The following is an 18,503-nucleotide window of genomic DNA, read 5'->3' on the forward strand; positions in this document are numbered from 1 at the left end:
TTCTCATGAATCAGCCAGAAGCTTGGAAACTGAGGTCGTCACGCTATGAGGCCGTTCCATTCAGTCGCGAAATCAATAGGCAGCTCTCCGAGTTGAGGCCCGATAACATAACGGGTGCTGCCTATATCGCGAAAGACTACGTCGTGATCGCGGCGTGCACGCTCGCGACCGTGTCGGTCTCATGGTGGTTGTATCCGCTCGCGGTCCTTCTGATCGGCGCCTACCAGCGTGGATTGACGACGATCGCCCATGATGCGGCCCACCGCACGCTCGCGAAGAACACCACCTGGAACTACGTCCTTGGGATTCTGTTCGCTGCCTATCCGTTGTTCCAGCGCCACTGGGCCTACCGGATCTCACACGTCTATTTGCATCATCCATATCTCGGCGACCCGGACAAGGATCCTGACCTGAAGTTCTTCCTGGCCAACGGTGTTTACGACGTGCAGCCGCCTGAGCGATACGCGTTCAACCTGATCTGGAAGCCGATATTTGGCGGTGCGACAGTGGCGTATCTGAAGTATCTCTGGACCAACCGGTTTTCGATTAGAGATGCCGAGGACGAGAGCCGCTCAGGCATACTTATCGACAAATATGGCTTCTATCTCTTCTGGATCTGCATCCTGGGCGGATCATATGCCCTTGGGCTGCTCCACATCGTGATCCTGTTCTGGATCGTGCCCTATCTCACCACGTTCCAGGTGCTTGGCTGGTTTGTTGAACTCGCCGAGCACTCACCGATGTGCGAGACCGAGACGCAGAACGTCTATCTGACAAGGAATCGCAAAGGGAATTTCCTGGAGCGGGCTATCCTTGGGCAAAACCTGGATGAATATCACCTCGAGCATCACCTCTCGCCCGGCATCCCGTTCTGGCTGTTGCACAAAGCCCAGAAAATCAGGATGCAGGATCCGGCTTACGCAAAGGTTGCCGCAAGCTGGGGAGGGCTCTTCGTCAAGGGGCCGCAAGGTCAGCCGAGCGTCATCACTCAGTTAAAGGAGCGAAACCGGCGTCTGTATGAGCAATCTATGCGCGGTGCTAGCACGAGCGGACAACCCGCGTGACGTTGCAACGGCCAGACAAAGCCCGCGCCGTGGTCGGCATCACCTCGAACCGTCTGTTGGTCGATGGTGTGCATCGCGATTGGTTGCGGCGCAAGTACGTCAAGGCCCTGCTTCATCATGCGGGCGTGGCGTGCGTCATATTGCCGACGATCGACGCCGAAGATGCGCCCGTTGAGACCGCACGGGCGTTCATGCGGACTCTCGACGGGCTCGTGTTGACAGGAGACGAATCCAACGTCGATCCTGCCGTTCTGAGGGCGCCTGCGTCCTGTCCAGGGCCTGATCAGCAAGACATCGAGAATGGAATCCGTGATCGTCCCCGGGATAGGCTATCCGGGGCAGCGATCAGGAACGCCATTGCGCAGGGAATGCCGATCCTGGGCATTTGCCGCGGTTTGCAGGAGCTCAACGTCTATTTCGGCGGCACGCTTCGCTCATCCCTTAGCGCGTGGAGTCTGGGAAGTGGCCAGATGCATGCCGAGAAGACAGACCGCCCGAGAGATCGCCAGTACGATGTCGCACATAGCATCAGGGTATGTCCCGACGGTGCGCTCTTTCCGATCGCGCGCACCGTCGAAGCACAGGTCAACTCCCTTCACAATCAAGGCATAGAGGTGCTGGCCAGTGCGCTAAGACGGGAGGCGTGGGCGCCTGACGGCCTGGTCGAAGCGGTTTCGGTCGTGGGCGCGCCGACGCTGCAGATCGCCGTGCAATGGCACCCCGAATGGCACGCCTCAACCGATCTGCTGAGCAAGCGACTATTCACGGCGTTCGGAGAGGCGTGTCTCGCGTACGCCGAACAAAGAAGCACGAGAGGTGGACAGTGACATTTCAAACCAAACGCGGTCCGCCCAGATCCAAAGGGGAGTTCACCGGAACCGACGCGCGGGCATGGTTCGGGGTGCGCGCTGCGCCGCAGCAGCCTCGGACCAACGGCGGGCGATCGACAAGCCGCTTCGCTCTGGGAGTTCTCTTTGTGGCGCTTTACGTCGTCCTGAGCGCGGCCGGCGAGGTGTATGCGGCATCGTATTTTCAGCAGGCAGACCTGTTCGTCGCTCTGTTGGTGTCCTTTGCTGCGGTATGTCTGTCGTTCAATCTGCTGGCTGGTCACGGGACGGGCAAGGCACGAGTGACGAAGCCAGCGCTCGTCGCTTTTGTGTCGCTCAATCTCGTGACCGCGATCAGCTGGATAGGATTGTTTGTCGGCCTGAAATACGCCGAGCCTGCGATCGTCGTCGCGTTCATGGTGGCGATAGGACCCGCCGCAACGGTGTGGTTGAATGCGCTGATCAGGCGGAAGGGTATCCCTCCAGCATCCGACATCGTCGTGAGCGCCACGATTGCGATGATTGGCGGCTACATGATCTGGATCTCGGTCAGCGGCAATGCGGGCGTGCAGTGGGGGCCTCGATCGGCCTTGGGCATCGTCCTCGCAATCGTGGCCGGCCTGTCGCTGGCGCTTACAAATATACTGGTCAAACTGCTGTTCGACCACGGATTTTCCGGCCGACAGGTGCTGGCGCACCGGTTCTATGGAACGATTCTCCTGCTGCTGGGACTGGTCGACTATTCCTCCATGGTGCTTGAGATCTCGCAGCATTGGCCTGCGATCGCGGCGATCGGGCTATCCACGATCATTGTTCCTTTGCTCTTGATCCAGGAGGGTATCCGACGGGTCGAGCCTTTCACCGTCAACATGGTGCTGTCCACCGCCCCTGTCATCACGTTCCTGTTCCAGTACTTCGATTCTCGCATCGTGCCTTCGCTACATACGTTCGTTGGAAATGTTCTCATCACGATTGTCGCTGTCGGCAACGTTTACTCGCAGTATCGGAGGACCGCATGAACGAACGCAAATGTGTAATCGTCGACGCATATTCGACTGGCCGATTTCTACCTGAAGAGTTCAAGCGGTACGGAATTGGAACGGTGCACGTGATGTCGGCTGCACAGATCCCAGCCATCTTCCAGTCGCATTTCGACGCTGACCTGTATGATGAAATCATTCGTCCCCACGAATGCATGGCCCACGACGAGATCGTTGAATTTCATCTTCAGGCGCTCCGCGGCAGGGAGCTGGAGTTCGTTATAGCGGGGTCCGAGACCGGAGTTGAGCTCGCCGATTCCATCTCGGAACGGCTGGGCCTGCCCTCGAATGGGACGGCTCTGTCAGTCGCCCGGCGTGATAAATCGCGGATGTCCGAAGCGTTGGCCGCAGCAGGCGTGCGATCGATCAGGCAGGTCGTGTCTGACAATGCCGTTGAGATCGCTAGCTGGAAACGTCAAGAGAACTTCGACGAGATCGTGATCAAGCCACTAAATAGCACAGGCACGGAGGACGTGTTCTTCTGCTCGGCTGATGCGGATGTCGAGCGCGCTCTGGCTGCCATCGTCGGAAAGACGAACCGGGTCGGAGCGTTCAATGAACTGGCGCTTGCACAGGAGAAAATAAACGGTCAGCAATATACCGTAAATGCCGTCTCGATCGATGGAGAAGCGTTCATCACCGAGGCCTGGACTTATGAGACCGTTCCCGTCGAGGGCGCATCGTCGGTCTGCTCACGCGAGTGGTTGCTCGGATCCAGGGAGCCCATCGTTCTGGAGCTGTCCGATTATCTTGTGCGTGCGTTGCAGGCGCTGCAGATCGTGAACGGACCAGCGCATGCGGAGATCATCGTCGATGATCGCGGACCGGTTTTGGTCGACTTCGGAGCGAGACTGCAAGGAACCATGTCGGCAAAGGCCAGGACCATGGCGTTGGGTAACAATCATATGTCGCTGACGGCCTGGCGATACGCAAATCCCAAGGAATTTGGACAGTGTATGAGGTTGCGTGGGGCCTACAAGCGACAGGCTCATGCACTGTGCGTCTCGTTGATTTCCGATATGAGCGGTGTCGTTGCCGGTTACTCCGGATTGAATGCAATCCGTAATCTCTCGAGCTTCGCGGATGCCATCGCATTCGTTCCCATAGGCCAAAAGCTGGTCCCGACGATCGACCTGGTGTCCACACCAGGCATCGTGTACCTCGTCAATAACGACTTGGTACAGCTTGAGGATGACTATCGCCAATTGCGTGCGCTGCGGATGAATCAGGTGTTCGATCTGATGGCGCAGGAAGGCGGCGAATGACCGACATCCGTGTGGCGCGCACGAACTCGCCTCGTGCGGCGATGATTGGCGTAAGCGACTTTGACGGTATCCTTCGAGGTAAGCACGTCCTGGGTGAAGATCTCTCGGATGGAGACAAGATCGTCAAGTTCTCTGAAGCGGTGCTGGCGTGGGATTGTGCGGACCGGGTCATTCCCGCAGGATTCACGCAAAAGCCTCTCTCGGCATTCGGAGATGCCGATCTGCGTGTTCTGTCTGGCACCGGCCGTTTGGTGTCTTATCTCGGCGATCAGGATCTCTACCTTGCCGAGTTTATGGGCGCACATGAGGACATCTGCCCGCGAGGTATCCTGCGCAAAGTCCTGAAAAGGGCAGCTGATCACGGATACGGCTGCACGGCCGGGTTCGAGTTCGAGTTCATGCTGTTCAATGAGAACGCCGACACAATTGAGGACAAACCGTTCGGCCAATGGGCTCCGTTCACGCGAGGGCCTTTCGGTTACTCGATTGCGCGCTCTGTCGCGCACCAGGAGCTGTTCGGCGAGATATTGGCGCTTTGTGAGAAGGCCAGAATACCTCTCAGCGGCTTGCACTTCGAGACAGGGCCGGGCGTGATTGAAGCATCACTTCATCATTGTGATGCCCTGGAAGCTGCGGATCGAGCGATCATCTTCAAGGCAATGATAAAAGCCTGGGCGCAGACGAAAGGCATGATGGCAACATTCATGGCCAAGGTTTGTGAGGATTGGCCCGGCCAGTCGGGCCATATTCACATCTCGGTGTTCTCGGACGGCCAGAATGCGTTTTACGATAGTAACGCGTTTGGCAACGTCTCAAAGATCATGAGGCAATTTGTCGGCGGACAACTGAATTACATGAATGAGTTCTGTGTCCTCGCCGCGCCGAACTTCAATAGCTACAAGAGATTGGTCCCCGGCTACTGGGCGCCGGTCTGCCCAAGCTGGGGAATTGACAACCGCTCCTGCGCGGTGCGGGCCATTCCGGGAGAGCCGTCTTCACATCGCCTCGAGTACAGGCTGGCTGGTGCAGACATGAACCCATATCTCGCTCTCTCATGTGCTATCGGTTCGGGTGTGCTGGGCGTCGAGACCGATGCGGACTTGCCGGCTTCGATCGTCGGTGACGCAAGCATGGAAATGTGTCCTCGCTCCGGAAGGCTGCCTCAAAGCCTGGCAGAGGCAACATATCGGTTTGCACAGTCGCCGGCGGCCAATGATGTGTTCGGAGAAAGGTTTGTCGAGGCCTTTTCCTGCTCCCGGCGCTGGGAGTGGGAGGCCGTTCAACATCGGGTGACTGACTTTGAACGTCGGCGGTACTTCGAGATCATCTAGCTGTTCGCACTATTGAGGATTGCCGCCGTTGCGCCGCGGTTGGTCAGGGCCTGGCCGTCCGTCCGGGACAGCCGCGGAAGTTCACGCCTGGACCCTTCCTTCTTTCGCCGTCTTGCTGGAGGCAGGCGACCACCACAATCTAGCTATCCATGTTGCGGCGCGTCCGCTGAACCTCCGGCCGCAGGGCGCGACCGGAGGTTGACCCCAACAGGGCTTCGCGTCAGTGCCGCTTGCTGCTTATCGGCGCAGGGTCGTCAACTGCCTCATTGTCGGACGCGTTGCCGTCGGCTGCATTCTTTGCGCCCTTGGCCGACTTCCTGCCCGCTTTTGCGCCAGCGGCCCTGAGCTTAGGCGACGAGTCCTCATCATCGCTTATCCCGCTCTGTACGCTTGATCCTTCGCCTTTGCGAGCCTTGGCATCCGCGGCAAGGCTTTGCGCAATGACTGGGTAAGCAAGGAAAGCCGCAAGGCCGCATGCGAGTACAGAGGTCTTCACCAATTTCATTCACGTCTCCTGGATCGAGTTGCTTGACGGAGCGATTTTGGCTCGACGCCGCGCCGCCCGCCTGCGCCGCTTGCGTCGCGTTAAGCGTACGTGCAGCGCGGCTTCATCTAATCTCTCTTGTGTGGTCATCGTTTAGGAGATTTGGGGTAAATTCGCGAAGTTGTTGTCTTACCTGTGGCGATACGACATTCGTATCGTCGTACCCTGCTCACGACTGGAGGGACGAGTGCAAGATCTGCGCTGCTGAAGTGGCCGGAGTCCCCGGCCGGGGAGATAGACGCGCGCGACTGGCGGCTTTGAAGTTCTCACGTCTGGAGTCGTCTAACGGCAGGCACCGCTTTTGTCGTCGAGCTTGTCAGCATCCTGTAAGCTAAGCTGGCAGTCTACCGCACCCCGAAAGCCGGCTTTGGCGGTTCTCAACGGGAGATTAGGTATGGACTCTATCGAGCGAGCTTTGTCTGCACGCTATGCCAACAATCACCGAAAATGAAGAAATCCAAGGTATGGAAGCCTTTCCATCAGCCGATCCAACGGATTTCGCCAGCAAACAGTCGCGGCGCGAAGATTCGGATCATCGAATGCGGGCGACAATTCGCTGGGCAGTATGTCGCAGGAGTTTCGTGCGGTGCTGGCCGGGATTGAATGTCGCCGGGAGTCTCGCTTGACTCGTCCTTATCGTGAGTCTGCGTTGCGCGGCGGTCCTCGCTTTGTGCGAAATCCGTGGCAGAGCCGCCCTACCGACGGCCTTACGGGGATCGTCGACCGCAACGGCATTTAGATAGCTCGGGCGGTATTGCCTCCGAGGGCGGATATTAACGAATATCGGCAGTGGTGCCTTGCGCGGTTGGACGTCGGCAGGCAGGGAGCATCGGCGGAGCGGTTGGCGCTTGGGTTGCCCGACGATTGTCGCTTTGTGCGGCATGATAGCGCCTGTGAACCGACCGCTCCGGGTCAGCAGGCCGCCTCGTCATTTCCCGTCGAGCCTGTGCGTCATGAAGGGGCCCAGGACCTGCGGCGTCGACACGACACCGTCGACAGTTTCGATAACTTCATCGAGAGCCGAGATGATACCAGCGACAGCGCGGGTTTCACTGCTTCAGAGGAGAACCTGCGTCGCCAGCGCGCCCTCCTCGAGTTGACTCGACCGGTGCCGCCCCGAGACAGAGTACGCAGCGACGACTCAATGGTACGGGAAGTCGCCCACGTATACGATGCAGCGCGGCCAGCAAGTCGGGCCATCTGTCGTGGGACCGTTCCGCGAACTCGGCTTTCAGAATCAAGAAGGCGCCGGACCCTCGTCTTCCGCCGAGCCTTCACGCCATCACCGGCAACTGGATCACGCAGTAACAGGGCCGATGAATGACTCCGGGCATCTGGACTTCGGCCCTGTTGTTGGCCCGAACTGGGCCCATCGCGATCAACCGGCCCCTGCTTCCCTGATTCTTCAGTTGCGTCAGCACTGGCTCACTACCGAGTTTGACCAGCGACAGACGACCATCGAGATCAATAGGGTGGCCTATACAGTCGTGCGGGGGCCAGGAGGGTCACGGGACATTCGCCGTTTCCGTAGTCGGTATGTTCCGCCGTCGCAATCTAACATCGTCACGCCGTGAGCATCCCTGGACCGTAGGTCCCGGGTTCATTGCCGTCTCCCTCCGGGAGCGGGCTGTCGGCTCACGCTGAAACCCCGGCTTGCGCCGGGTTTTCACCCTTCGGGCTTCCATCCCTGACGGGAGCTGCGGCGGCGCGGAATGTCTTGGGCCTCGGGGCGGCCGTAAAAAGGGAGAGGCAGAGTGGGGTGGCCTTGGCCATGACGGGTTGAGGGTCGGAGGAGAGTCTTCCGGCGCCCGTCATGGAGATTGCTGCCATGAATACGCAGATTGTTGATGCCGGCCGCATTGCGAGCGGCGGATACAGAGTGGATGTGAGTCGCGGCGAGCGCGTCGGTCGGGTGTCCTCGGAGTGGTTTTCCCGCCCGGCGGATGAGCGTTACCTGTCGCTCGATGAACTGGCTCGCACGGTGCACGATCGCGCGAACCGCAGCCGGACGCGCGTGGTCGAAAGCGCGCTGATCCATGTCAACGCAAGCCGTGCCGACCCTGAGCGGCTGGCCTTGATGTTGCCCGGCTCCGACACCCCGGTTGCGCCGACGCATTGGAGCTTCGGTCAGCTTGCAAGCCAGGTGGGCGCTCCGGCCGCTTACCTGCGGCAGCTCCCTGCGTCACTCGCAGCCATCAACCTGCAATATGGCTTGAACGCCAATCGCCTCGAGCAGATCAAAACGCTCGAGACCGAGGATAGCCGTGTCGAGCTTCGCGCCGTCACCGGTCCCGACTATGGCCGGATCTACGACCACGAGCTGGTCGAGGCCGTACAGCGCATCGCCGGCAATGGCACAGGCGATACACGGTGGAAGGTGCCCGGTGTACTCGACTGGTCGAGCGGCATCTACAATCCCTGCGTCGACATTTCCAAGGCCACGACGACCCTGTATGCATCAGACAGGGACGTTTTCATCTTTCTGGTCGATGATCTGAATCCGATCGAAGCCGGTCGTCTTCGTGACGGCTCGCCCGACCTCTATTTCCGAGGCTTCTATTGTTGGAACTCGGAAGTCGGCGCGAAGACCCTCGGCATGGCGAGCTTCTATCTTCGTGCGGTTTGCCAGAATCGCAATCTGTGGGGCGTGGAAGATTTCGAGGAGATCACAATCCGCCATTCCAAATACGCAGCCTCGCGATTTGCTCACGAGGCAGCGCCAGCGTTGTCCAACTTCGCCAACTCCTCACCCATGCCTTTCGTCAACGGCATCAAGGCCGCTCGCGAGCGAATCGTGGCACGCAGTGACGAGGATCGCACCGAGTTCTTGCGCCGCCGCGGCTTCTCCAAGGCCGAGACAGGCAAGGTGATAGACGCGGTGCTGGCGGAGGAGGGCCGCCCGCCTGAAAGCATCTTCGACTTCGTGCAGGGCATCACCGCCGTCGCGCGTGACAAGCCGCATCAAGATGTCCGCCTGGACATGGAGACCAAGGCCAAGAAGTTGCTCGACCGGGCGGCGTAATGTCAGCCAGGCCGGAGATCCTGGTCTCCGGCCTGGTACGCCTACCCTTTACGTTCAGGGGTGATGGGCGCTGCTCTCTCGCCGTCATGTCTATCGCGGACTGAAAGGTCCGGTCAGTTTAGAATTCTTGCGGAATCGAGACCCGCGCATGGGATTGCGACGACTACATCGGAATCTCTGGCTTCTCGCGTCGACACGATCGGCTGATTCATACAATCGCTGCCACGAACTCACTTCCGTGCGTTCAGCTTCGTGTTCGCCCCAACGTCTTGGCTCAGGGGCAGTCAACATAACCGCCTCTGCCACCGCCGGCGGCCATTTGAGCTTCATCCGATCCGCCATGTGACGGCGCGACCTGGTTTTTTCCGATAGCGCGGCACACGCCAACGAACGCCATTTGCCGCCGAAAGCCAGAGCGAGAGCTGGACAGGCTTGTCCGCGAACGGGTTGGAGGCCGAGAGAGAGGCTCCCGGCCGCCTGGTTCGGAGAAGCTGACATGGCAAGCGCCGTTTGGAAGATCAAGCTGTCGCCGTCGCGCGACATCCTCTTAAGCAAATTCAACTTGAGCCCTTTCGTTGAGCGGGAGGGCGCGTGATGGTCTTTGATGTCTCAGAATTGGTACGCCGCCTCGCACGCGAGGCCGAGGGCGTATGCCGACACTATCTGTCCAATGGCAAGCGGGTGGGACGATACTGGGTGGTTGGCGATGTCCGCAACACGCCAGGACGCTCGTTGTTCGTGCGGCTCCAGGAATCGACGAAGGGGCCCGCCGGAAAGTGGACCGATGCCGCCACCGGAGAACATGGGGACCTGCTCGACATCATCCGCGAAAGTATGGCTTTACGCGATTTTCGCAAGGTGGCCGAGGAGGCGAGACGCTTTCTAACGCTACCTCGTTGCGAGCAGCAAGCCGCCCCGAAAGCCGACGGTCCAGCGGCGCGAGCCGGTTCGCCGCAAGCCGCCCGTCGCCTGTTTGCAATGTCCAGCTCCATCGACGGTACGGTGGTCGAAGCTTATTTGCGGCGTCGCGGAATAGTCAGTATCCACCATAGCGGCAGCTTGCGCTTCCATCCACGTTGCTACTATCGACCGGACGAGCATTTGCCGATGGAAACATGGCCAGCGATGATAGCCAGCGTCACGAATCTTGATGGGCGGATATGCGGCGTGCATCGCACCTGGCTCGATCCGGACGGCTTTGATCGCATCCGGCTCGGCAAGGCTCCCATCGACACCCCACGGCGCGCCATGGGCGACTTGCTCGGTAACGCTGTTCGTTTCGGCCTGGTGGATGATGTGCTCGCTGCCGGCGAGGGCATCGAGACCATGCTGTCGCTGCGCTGCGTCCTGCCGACCTTGCCGATGGCTGCTGCCCTTTCGGCCAATCATCTCTCAGCCATGTTGCTGCCGGCTGGCTTGCGTCGGCTCTATATCGCCCGTGACGCCGATGCCGCCGGAGACGCCGTACAAGCCATCCTTACCCGGCGCGCGGAGGACGCCGGCGTTGAAGCGATCTCGCTGTCGCCTCGGCTCGGCGACTACAATGAAGATCTGCATGTCTTCGGCCTTGAGGTTCTCCGGGCAGCATTGCGGCTTCAACTTGTTCCTGACGATGCCGCCCGCTTCCTGCGCTCGTCCACGATCGAGGCCGGGTAGTCGCGGTAATTCGACCGATGGCGAAAGATCGGTCATAGCCGAACCCAATTGGCTGAGAGGACGCGACCTTCGGCCTTCTAGCGGGCGATCGGACGGCAAGCGGCCCGGGCCGGCAATGGCTGCGTCCGGCCATTTTCCGCCGCGCGCAGGCAATGAGAAGACACGATCGCGATTTGGCGAGCGCGCTTTGCATCGCGAAGCAAAATAGCCGGTCTTCGCCATCCTCCGCTGCCGCTTCGGCCCTTCGCTTCCGCCCACGCCCTGCGGGCCTGGGCGGACAAGCCGCTCCGGGTTCTGGCCCGTGCCGCCCGCCGTCTGAGTGATCGCCACGAAGGCCGCGATGGGCGCGGCCGCTCCGCCAAAAGGATCTCTTGCGATGACCGACCACGACGACATCGAACCGACGCATGCCCCGTCTCCGAGCGAACACGTCCTCACCGAATTGCAGCTCTTCGGCTATCGCCCTTTCGACGACCAGCCAGATCCAAGACCTCTTCCCGAGAGCCGGATGATCGCCGGTACCATCGTCGATATGTTCGACGTGCTGGTCGCCACGCTGAGCAATACGCGGCTTGAACCCGATCTCAGCGAACTCCTCTGGTCAACCGTCAACCTGTTCCACCGGGCCGTCGATCGTATCGAACGCCAGCTCGACGACAATGAACAAGCGCAGCACAAAAGCCAGCGGGAGCAGAATGGGTCAGAGGTGCGATCGGTCGAGCTCGAGCGCCTGACGGCGGAGGGCATCACCCTGATCGAGCGCCGAAATTGCCTGGAACTCTTCCGCGACCAGGCGATGGAGCAGTTTGAGGTTCACACCGGCTCGTCCTGGCGTCCTCGGTCGGGCTCGCTGGTGAGCCACCGCACGCTCACGGCAGCGATGATCGACTCCCGCGACTTCATCGCCGCCAAGCGCCGCTCCCAAACCGAGGTCATGTTGCCGTCAGGACCGAAGATCGCACTCACCGGTGGGCTCGACTTCAACGACCACCGCCTCATCTGGGATCGCCTCGACAAGGTTCACGCCAAGCATCCCGACATGGTCCTGCTCCATGGCGGCTCACCCAAGGGGGCCGAACTGATCGCTTCCAAATGGGCGACGAGCCGCAAGGTGACCCAGATCGCATTCAAGCCCGACTGGACGAAGCACGCCAAGGCAGCACCCTTCAAGCGCAATGATGCCATGCTCGAGCTCTTGCCGATCGGCGTCATGCATTTTCCGGGTACGGGAATCCAGGACAACCTCGCCGACAAGGCGAGGCGTTTCGGCATCCCCGTCTGGAAATTCGGCGGCGCGTGAGCGCCGTCTTTTCCAAACTATCGAGAGGAGCTGGACGCCTGGCACTCCGGCGCGTCCAGCTTTGGCTCCGAAGTTGCGGCTTGTGGCGGTGGTGGAAGACGCCTTCCTAATCCATCCGAATGAAGCCGTCACCATGCTCGTGCCTGGTCTTGTTCTTACCACACCACGCATTGGCTTGTTATGCCGGGCGGCCTTAGGGCGGTCGGAGGCGGCCTGGCCTTTTCCGTCGCACCTGGTGCTCACGCTTGCGCGGATCGGGCTGCTGACGCGTTTTGCGTTGGCGGCGCGACATGGACGCAGGTGACTGTTCCTGCTTGCGAAGACCCGCCTGTTGGAGCCGGCTGAACTGGTGGGGCAACAGTCTCAACCTTTCTCATGGCCGCAACGCGCGAATGATGATCCATCGTCACCTTCCTCATCGAACAGGTTGCGCAGGATCGGTATATTGAACGGTGGCAAGTGGCTGGAGTGAGAGGTATCGCGAGCCTCCTTCGGAGCGCTTCGACCAGGCTGCGCGGATCTCGGCCGGACCCACCTCGTCGCCTGGCACGGTGAGTCGTTCTCGATTGTTCTCTCATCACGACATCGCCCTTTGCGGCAGGTTGTTTCTCTTTGTTCGCCGAGTCGTTCCAACCTCTTGTGCAGCCCAACCGAGATTTGCCAAGTCTTCTCCTGAGCTTGCGATCCAGCCCGCGGACGCACGTGGCCTCTTAGATGGCTTGATCTGGCCGAGGACCGGCTCCGCCTCGATCGTCTGAGCCGCAACGCCGTTGATGCGACTTTCTTCCCCTGGGCTTCGCCCATTCCTCGCGAGCCAAGAAAGTCGCCACAACGGCGTCCTCCGCTGCGCTCCGGCCCGCAAGGGGTGCGTCGCCGATCGTCCTCGGCCTTTAGATCGCCATCGAGGCCGCGGTGGTCGCGGGCTCGAAATACAACAGGAGAAGTGACATGGCTAACATCGGTACTTTCAAGAAGGTGGGCAACGATTTCCAGGGCGAGATTGTCACCCTGAGCCTGCAAGCCAAGGGCGTCCGTATCGTCGCCGAGACCAACCGCTCCAACGACAACGCTCCGAGCCACCGCATCTACGTGGGCCGGGCCGAGATCGGGGCCGGCTGGTCCAAGCGCTCCAACGAGGGTCGCGACTATCTGAGCCTCAAGCTCGACGATCCGAGCTTCACCGCTCCGATCTTCGCCAACCTCTTCGCCGACGAGGAAGGCGAGGGCTTCAGCCTGATCTGGTCCCGTCCCAGCCGTCGCAACGGCGACTGACCCGATCCACGATGCCTCGCCCGGCTGGTCCGGGCGGGGCATTACCCTGCGCAGGAGACGGCCGCGATCTTGCGGCAGTGTCGCACCACCACCATGCGAGCTTCGCCGGACGGACGCACCGAGTCCCTCGAGGAGCTCTAGTCGCAATTAAGTGAGGGCGCGTCGTCGTGCTTGAGGTGTCGCTTTCGGACATTATAACTCACCAGCCAGATGACGCCGACCGCGATCGGCACGAAGGCTGCGGTCAGGAACGAGGGCTCTACTCGCAGTCCGACATCATGCGCGCCCTTGGCAAGATAGCTAAACAGGCTGACCACATAATATCCTATCGCCCCGACCGACAATCCTTCGACCGTGCATTGCAGCCGAAGTTGCTGTCTCGCGCGCTCGTTGATGGCCTGCAACAGGTCGCGATTCTGTCGTTCGATTTCGACGTCGACCCGAGTTCGCAACAGATCGGCGGCACGCGCGAGCTTGACCGAGAGAGTCGCCTGACGATCCTCCACGGTCGCGCAGGTTCGCATCGCCGGCGCCATGCGGCGCGCCAGAAACGACGACCAGGTCGGATAGCCCGAGACATCGTTGCCTTCAATGATGGACAGTCGCGATTGGACCAGCTCGTTATAGGCCCTGCTGGCGCCGAAGCGAAACAGGCTGCCGGTCGCGCCTCTTTCGAAGGATGCGGCCAGCGCCGTCAGCTCGGCAAGCAGATGGTTGTTGAACTGCAGCCCTTCACCGCTTTGCATTTTCTCGAGTGCCTCAACAAGACGGCGGTCGATCCGATCAACAGATGGTGCAAGCTCAAGGGCCACCGACAGGCCAAGGAGCGCCAATGGACGGTAGGTCTCGATTTCCAGGAGCCGTTGCACCAGCGCGCCGAGATCGTGCGATGTCAACCCGAGGTCACAGACGAGGATTTTCGTGAAACCTTTTTCGTCTACGCGGAAGTCTGAGGCCGCAACGCCTGCGCCGTTCTTTGTGGCAACCATGGCCAGGCTGTTCTTGTCAAAAATCTGTTCGGCCCGCCTGGTCGGCGAGGCGTCCTGCTCCACTTCCAGCCTGATCGCGACCAGCAACTGTCCGGTCTGACGCAACGCGCGGATCAGCGATCGGACGGTACCATCAACTTTGTCAAATTGGTCTGCGGCAGAACAATTTGCGTTAGTCCAGATCCAGGTGAACGTTGTGAATTCCGAATGCTGCTCCCAGCGTAGCGTAGCGGGCCCGATGACAATCTGATGAAGTTTCGCCGATTGCTCAGGCGGCGTAAGATTGCGCTCGAGGCAAAAATCGATAAAACGACAGCGATCGCTCGTGGCCGCCTCGCCCTGTGCAAGAAAAGCGAAGTGGATCACGCTGAAGGGCGAAACAAGGCGCGTGAAAGGGCGCGCGTGCACTTCGCCGAGCACAGCGTCGCGTTGCGGATGTGGCGTGAAGGTTCGCAGATCCAGTTCATCGATCATGTATTGACGCCTTGCTTCAGGGTGAGCAGGCAACCGTCAGCCTTGACGCGGGAGGCAATGGCGGTGCTGGGAAACGGTTCCACGCGGCCAGGTTGCTGATCAAGCCATGTCGACGATCATTACCGAGGCCGCCTTGAACTCGGGAAAGAGGTCTTGCGGGAGGAGGAGATTGACATGGAGCAGCCTCATCCAGCTTTCGAATGAAGCCATCAACGGCATCTGCCGGGTACGGTCCGGTGTCTATGACGAAATGCCGGCGTCGCGGCTCAATAAGTGTAGCGGTGCGCCAGCAAGCCGTTCCGCGACCTTGTCGGTGGCCCGCCGCACCGACCGACGAATGCTTGGATTTACGCGGGCAGGGTTGTCTGTCTCGGAATCCCACCGACATCGCCTGCCACCGAAGGGGTGCCGCGTGCGAGTGAAGATGCGCCGGCCCTCTCCTGAAAGCAGTTTCCCGGTCGCATGACCGATGCCGCGCGAGGTCGTGGCAAGCAGCAACGTCTTGCGTTCTCCCAGCGTGGTGCAGACAAACGACCTCGGGTGCGGCAACCGCATTTTCGATTGACGGATCGAGGCCCAAACGCGACTCCCATCTTGTTGCCGTCGTTAAACTTCCTGGCGCAGAGAGCCGGTGCAGGATTTGGGCCAGCACTATTCAAGGGGCGCTCCCGCGTCGTTTTTACGCAATGTGGCTTTCGAAGACAGTCGGAGGCGGGTTTCAGACATGAAGCGCGCTTGTATTCCGACAGAATGCGCACGTGGCACAGGCCGCAGGGAATTGCGTGTTTTCGGCCAGGTGATCGCTCGCCCGGCCGCTGCCATTGTTTGAGTGGCCACGCTCTGGCCGGATTTGTCGATGCGGAGCCCTGCGAGTGACCGCGCCCGGACCCGCGGGGCAAGGGTTCGGCGATGGGCTGATAACGTCACGTCGAGTGAGGTTGACAGGATCACGCAGCTGGAGCTCTCGCCGTCCTCGTCTTTGATGCGTCACTCAGAGCAGCGCAAGCATCGCGGCTTGAATGTCGCAGGGAGGCAGATACGTGGCGATTGTTGTGAGCGATCGACCAAATCGCGGCGGACCACAGATACGGCCGGCGACTATCGTGAGCGGGGCGTGGGGCCGAGGGCGTGATCGCGGAATCGGAAATATGCGCCTGGCAGCACAAGGAGCCAATCACCACTGAATTCGTTGGGCCGGCTTCTCAGCGGGACTCGGCATCGCCGCGTTGTCCTTGATGTCAGCTCTGTTTGGATCGAGCGCACGAAACGACCTCTTCGATCGATGGATCTGCCCGAAGGACGGCTGTACCTCGACCGACCAATGCGAAGTCATCGGCCTACAACCGGTGCTGGAGGTTAGCCGGCTAAGCGCCCGACCGAGAACGTTTCGTAATCAAGAACGACTGGCTGGCCCGGCGGCGGGAACTCAGACACACGAGTTGAAACGTTCGTAAGAGACAGCACCTTGCCGGACTATGCGTTCGGCAAAAAAGTCGACTCCGGAGGAAGAGTCCCGACGAAGTGTGATACACGTTGGCTTCTCTGCAGCCGCGCCCACAATTTGGGTCGGCGTTCGTCAAAGTTCGCAAGAAGCCAATTACCTTCAGCAATGGGTCTATGGCAGCCAGCTCTGGAAGCAGAATGGCTGCTGCCGGGAGCATTGGACAAACCGCCTATTGTTCGGCGAGGAGCTCGTCGAGCGCTTCAGTGAGTTTGTCTACATCAACGTTATTGTCGCACGAATCGGTCGAGATGCTTGTTACACTCTCGGCATCGCTGTCCTTGGTGTCCCGAGCTTTAGAAAGATACAGTGCAGGTTTATCTGCGCGCTGCCATTCACCGTCACCATTCTTAGTCCACTTTTCGGGATGCTGGGCAGGGTCAAGAACCATGTTCGCTTGATCCACCTCAACAAAACCCATCGCCGCGAGACGGGATTGCGCTTCTAGGCTGACTGGAGTGGAATTGATCAATGGTCGTTCGCCATCGAGCCGAAGCTGATGTTCCAGCAGAATATCACCTGCGTTGTCGACGAGCGGATGAGTAACCCGAAGAACTGTGGTGGACGTGATGTCAGTTCGCCCGGGAAACAGTTCCCGCCACTTTTCGCCTTCGAACACCTCACTCATGCGAAATCCGGATTCTGTTCTTAGAAGCCCGACGCTTTCGTTGCCCAACTCATAGCTAAAATATCGGGCGTCGTCGGTATGTCTTCTGGCCGTACCGGTGCCCTCAGCCAGACTTGCTGTGCGCGCAGCTTTTGAGGACACGAAAGGCGAGTACTCTTGTGGGTTCGCCGCGATATGCTTGATTTCAGCGCCATGAAAATCCTCCATTTTTTGCTTGTATTGAAACCTTGTGATCTCAATCACAGGAGTTCGGCGAACTAGGGAGTACGACGGTGCTACCGCCGAAGACGAACTAGCGTTCGAATTCGGTGTCGACTGAATGCCTGCAAGCACGTCCGCAAACCTCTGGGTATCTGTATCAGGTTGCATGTCACTGTTTGCTGAGTGCCTGATTTCATCAACATCCTGTGCATGCGAGAGGGATTCGATACCCGACGTGCTGATAGTCCGGTTATGCATCGCAAGTCGTACTCTTGTCGGCGACATTTTTGTCGCATGGAGTTCAGGCTGAAGAATGTTAGACGGCCAAGCTGTCAAAAAGCTGACGCGCGGGTGCCGGGCGACTGGTCCGCGCTTTCGCGCAAACCGTCGGCGGCATCAGCGGTGCAAGTGGAAGCCCGGTGACTTGCGTCGGTGCTCGTCCTATACTCGTTATACTATTGCGCTAAGCCCTACAGGAGTGAACGAAAGCGTAGACCGGCCCTGAGGTTCACTCAACCTGATATCTATCCCGATACACGCTGACACATGATCATTGTCGAGGGATTGAGGGCATTTCGTATGGTCGATTCCGAATTGGCTGCCCTGTTGCGAGCGGTTCTGGACGAAGTGTGCGAAGATGTATCGCGTCACGAGAATGGCGCTCGAACTCATGTCGCCTGCAAACTCCTGGAAGCCGCCAGCCGCGGAGAGACGTCGGTCGATGCTCTCAGGAAAATTGGCCGGCGGCATTGGCCAGTGCACCTACGATGTGGCGTTAGGACGCAATCGGCTGGGGAGACCTGCGCAGAGTTCCATGAAGGCGTCCGCTCGGCGGGTAAGCGATCACAGGTGCGGTTCGTACGTTTCGTGCAGACATCGCGCTTTGACTCATTGCCCGTCGGGCTAGACTACACTGGTCGCTGCGCGGTCTGTTGACGCAAACAGGTTGTTCTGAGGTTGATCGTGCTATCGGAAAGAATCCATGGCGGGGGTCAAAAGACCGTATGCGGTTCCTTCCGTTCATAGTTGTTGTCACCTTTTCCGTCCTGGTCGGCCTCGCATCGGGAGCGACCGCAGCCGCACGAAACCGCGCGAAGCACATAGCGCCGCCCCCGCCAGACCTTTACTGTCTGCAAGGGCGCAGCTGGGGCTATCCAGGCAATTGCCAGTTCTCAACCTATAGACAGTGCCAGGCCACTGCATCGGGCACGTACGCACATTGCGCTATCAATCCCACCTATGCTTTCGAGCATGGGTGGCGCCCGCGCTGATGGCGGTCCTTTTCCAATCTGCGTCAACTCAGCCGCGCCAAGGGCGCGTCGGTCGTCGGCTGCTCGATTGCAGCGCGCATTGTGCCGAGCGCGGAGAGGATATCATCAACGATACCTT

The 18,503-nt window shown here is 59.7% G+C and carries 13 protein-coding genes; 10 read left to right on the top strand and 3 right to left on the bottom strand.

Translation table 11 applies throughout. The features are described from left to right. Positions 1-5 precede the first annotated feature (5 nt). The 5 genes from rtxC to ACVIGB_RS43720 are packed head-to-tail and all read left to right on the top strand — an operon-like array spanning position 6 to position 5,527. Positions 6-1,064, top strand: coding sequence for a dhydrorhizobitoxine desaturase (gene rtxC / locus ACVIGB_RS43700; RefSeq protein ID WP_456725284.1), 1,059 nt, complete (start codon positions 6-8; stop codon positions 1,062-1,064). Then, positions 1,061-1,891 (top strand): gamma-glutamyl-gamma-aminobutyrate hydrolase family protein, encoded by an 831-nt coding sequence (locus tag ACVIGB_RS43705; protein WP_456724662.1) that lies wholly within the window; start codon positions 1,061-1,063, stop codon positions 1,889-1,891. Before rtxC ends, ACVIGB_RS43705 begins: the two co-directional genes overlap by 4 nt. Then, complete coding sequence (locus tag ACVIGB_RS43710; RefSeq protein WP_456749323.1) at positions 1,888-2,910, top strand: EamA family transporter; 1,023 nt, start codon at positions 1,888-1,890, stop codon at positions 2,908-2,910. The genes ACVIGB_RS43705 and ACVIGB_RS43710 overlap by 4 nt, the downstream gene beginning before the upstream one ends. Beyond that, the gene (locus tag ACVIGB_RS43715) at positions 2,907-4,196 is read left to right on the top strand and encodes an ATP-grasp domain-containing protein (RefSeq protein ID WP_456724660.1); all 1,290 of its coding nucleotides are present in this window, start codon (positions 2,907-2,909) and stop codon (positions 4,194-4,196) included. The genes ACVIGB_RS43710 and ACVIGB_RS43715 overlap by 4 nt, the downstream gene beginning before the upstream one ends. Further along, complete coding sequence (locus tag ACVIGB_RS43720; protein WP_456724659.1) at positions 4,193-5,527, top strand: glutamine synthetase family protein; 1,335 nt, start codon at positions 4,193-4,195, stop codon at positions 5,525-5,527. Before ACVIGB_RS43715 ends, ACVIGB_RS43720 begins: the two co-directional genes overlap by 4 nt. A 220-nt stretch (positions 5,528-5,747) precedes the next feature. Here the strand turns inward: ACVIGB_RS43720 and ACVIGB_RS43725 are convergent, their stop codons facing one another. Beyond that, positions 5,748-6,032 carry a hypothetical protein gene (locus tag ACVIGB_RS43725; protein WP_456724658.1) on the bottom strand — a complete coding sequence of 95 codons (285 nt, stop codon included), beginning with the start codon at positions 6,030-6,032 and terminating at the stop codon, positions 5,748-5,750. 1,867 nt (positions 6,033-7,899) lie between these two features. Between ACVIGB_RS43725 and ACVIGB_RS43730 the strand changes: the two genes are divergently transcribed. From ACVIGB_RS43730 to ACVIGB_RS43745, 4 genes are all read left to right on the top strand, one after another. Then, complete coding sequence (locus ACVIGB_RS43730; RefSeq protein WP_456725283.1) at positions 7,900-9,093, top strand: DUF932 domain-containing protein; 1,194 nt, start codon at positions 7,900-7,902, stop codon at positions 9,091-9,093. Positions 9,094-9,687: 594 nt separating this feature from the next. Then, positions 9,688-10,749 carry a DUF7146 domain-containing protein gene (locus ACVIGB_RS43735; RefSeq protein ID WP_456724657.1) on the top strand — a complete coding sequence of 354 codons (1,062 nt, stop codon included), beginning with the start codon at positions 9,688-9,690 and terminating at the stop codon, positions 10,747-10,749. A 376-nt stretch (positions 10,750-11,125) separates the two neighbouring features. Next, positions 11,126-12,049, top strand: a complete 924-nt coding sequence (locus ACVIGB_RS43740) for a DUF2493 domain-containing protein (protein ID WP_456724656.1) — start codon at positions 11,126-11,128, stop codon at positions 12,047-12,049. A gap of 948 nt (positions 12,050-12,997) precedes the next feature. Next, the gene (locus tag ACVIGB_RS43745; RefSeq protein ID WP_050401225.1) at positions 12,998-13,321 is read left to right on the top strand and encodes a DUF736 domain-containing protein; all 324 of its coding nucleotides are present in this window, start codon (positions 12,998-13,000) and stop codon (positions 13,319-13,321) included. 137 nt (positions 13,322-13,458) lie between these two features. On the opposite strand, the gene ACVIGB_RS43750 is transcribed toward ACVIGB_RS43745, so the two are convergent. Together ACVIGB_RS43750 and ACVIGB_RS43755 are read right to left on the bottom strand one after the other, a co-directional pair. After that, a complete protein-coding gene (locus ACVIGB_RS43750) occupies positions 13,459-14,784 on the bottom strand; it encodes a DUF3422 family protein (RefSeq protein ID WP_456724655.1) in 1,326 nt (441 codons plus the stop codon). A gap of 1,673 nt (positions 14,785-16,457) precedes the next feature. Next, positions 16,458-17,156, bottom strand: a complete 699-nt coding sequence (locus tag ACVIGB_RS43755) for an effector protein NopP (RefSeq protein ID WP_456724654.1) — start codon at positions 17,154-17,156, stop codon at positions 16,458-16,460. A gap of 962 nt (positions 17,157-18,118) precedes the next feature. Between ACVIGB_RS43755 and ACVIGB_RS43760 the strand changes: the two genes are divergently transcribed. After that, positions 18,119-18,385 carry a DUF3551 domain-containing protein gene (locus ACVIGB_RS43760; protein WP_128970849.1) on the top strand — a complete coding sequence of 89 codons (267 nt, stop codon included), beginning with the start codon at positions 18,119-18,121 and terminating at the stop codon, positions 18,383-18,385. Positions 18,386-18,503: the final 118 nt, after the last annotated feature.

The organism is Bradyrhizobium sp. USDA 4341 (assembly GCF_054063755.1).

What these genes read in the sequence shown, in the direction of transcription:
- ACVIGB_RS43760 (WP_128970849.1), top strand. Translation starts at nt 18,119, where the DNA reads ATGCGGTTCCTTCCGTTCATAGTTGTTGTCACCTTTTCCGTCCTGGTC.
- ACVIGB_RS43730 (WP_456725283.1), top strand. Translation starts at nt 7,900, where the DNA reads ATGAATACGCAGATTGTTGATGCCGGCCGCATTGCGAGCGGCGGATAC.
- ACVIGB_RS43735 (WP_456724657.1), top strand. Translation starts at nt 9,688, where the DNA reads ATGGTCTTTGATGTCTCAGAATTGGTACGCCGCCTCGCACGCGAGGCC.
- ACVIGB_RS43725 (WP_456724658.1), bottom strand. Translation starts at nt 6,032, where the DNA reads ATGAAATTGGTGAAGACCTCTGTACTCGCATGCGGCCTTGCGGCTTTC.
- ACVIGB_RS43750 (WP_456724655.1), bottom strand. Translation starts at nt 14,784, where the DNA reads ATGATCGATGAACTGGATCTGCGAACCTTCACGCCACATCCGCAACGC.
- ACVIGB_RS43715 (WP_456724660.1), top strand. Translation starts at nt 2,907, where the DNA reads ATGAACGAACGCAAATGTGTAATCGTCGACGCATATTCGACTGGCCGA.
- ACVIGB_RS43745 (WP_050401225.1), top strand. Translation starts at nt 12,998, where the DNA reads ATGGCTAACATCGGTACTTTCAAGAAGGTGGGCAACGATTTCCAGGGC.
- ACVIGB_RS43740 (WP_456724656.1), top strand. Translation starts at nt 11,126, where the DNA reads ATGACCGACCACGACGACATCGAACCGACGCATGCCCCGTCTCCGAGC.
- rtxC (WP_456725284.1), top strand. Translation starts at nt 6, where the DNA reads ATGAATCAGCCAGAAGCTTGGAAACTGAGGTCGTCACGCTATGAGGCC.
- ACVIGB_RS43720 (WP_456724659.1), top strand. Translation starts at nt 4,193, where the DNA reads ATGACCGACATCCGTGTGGCGCGCACGAACTCGCCTCGTGCGGCGATG.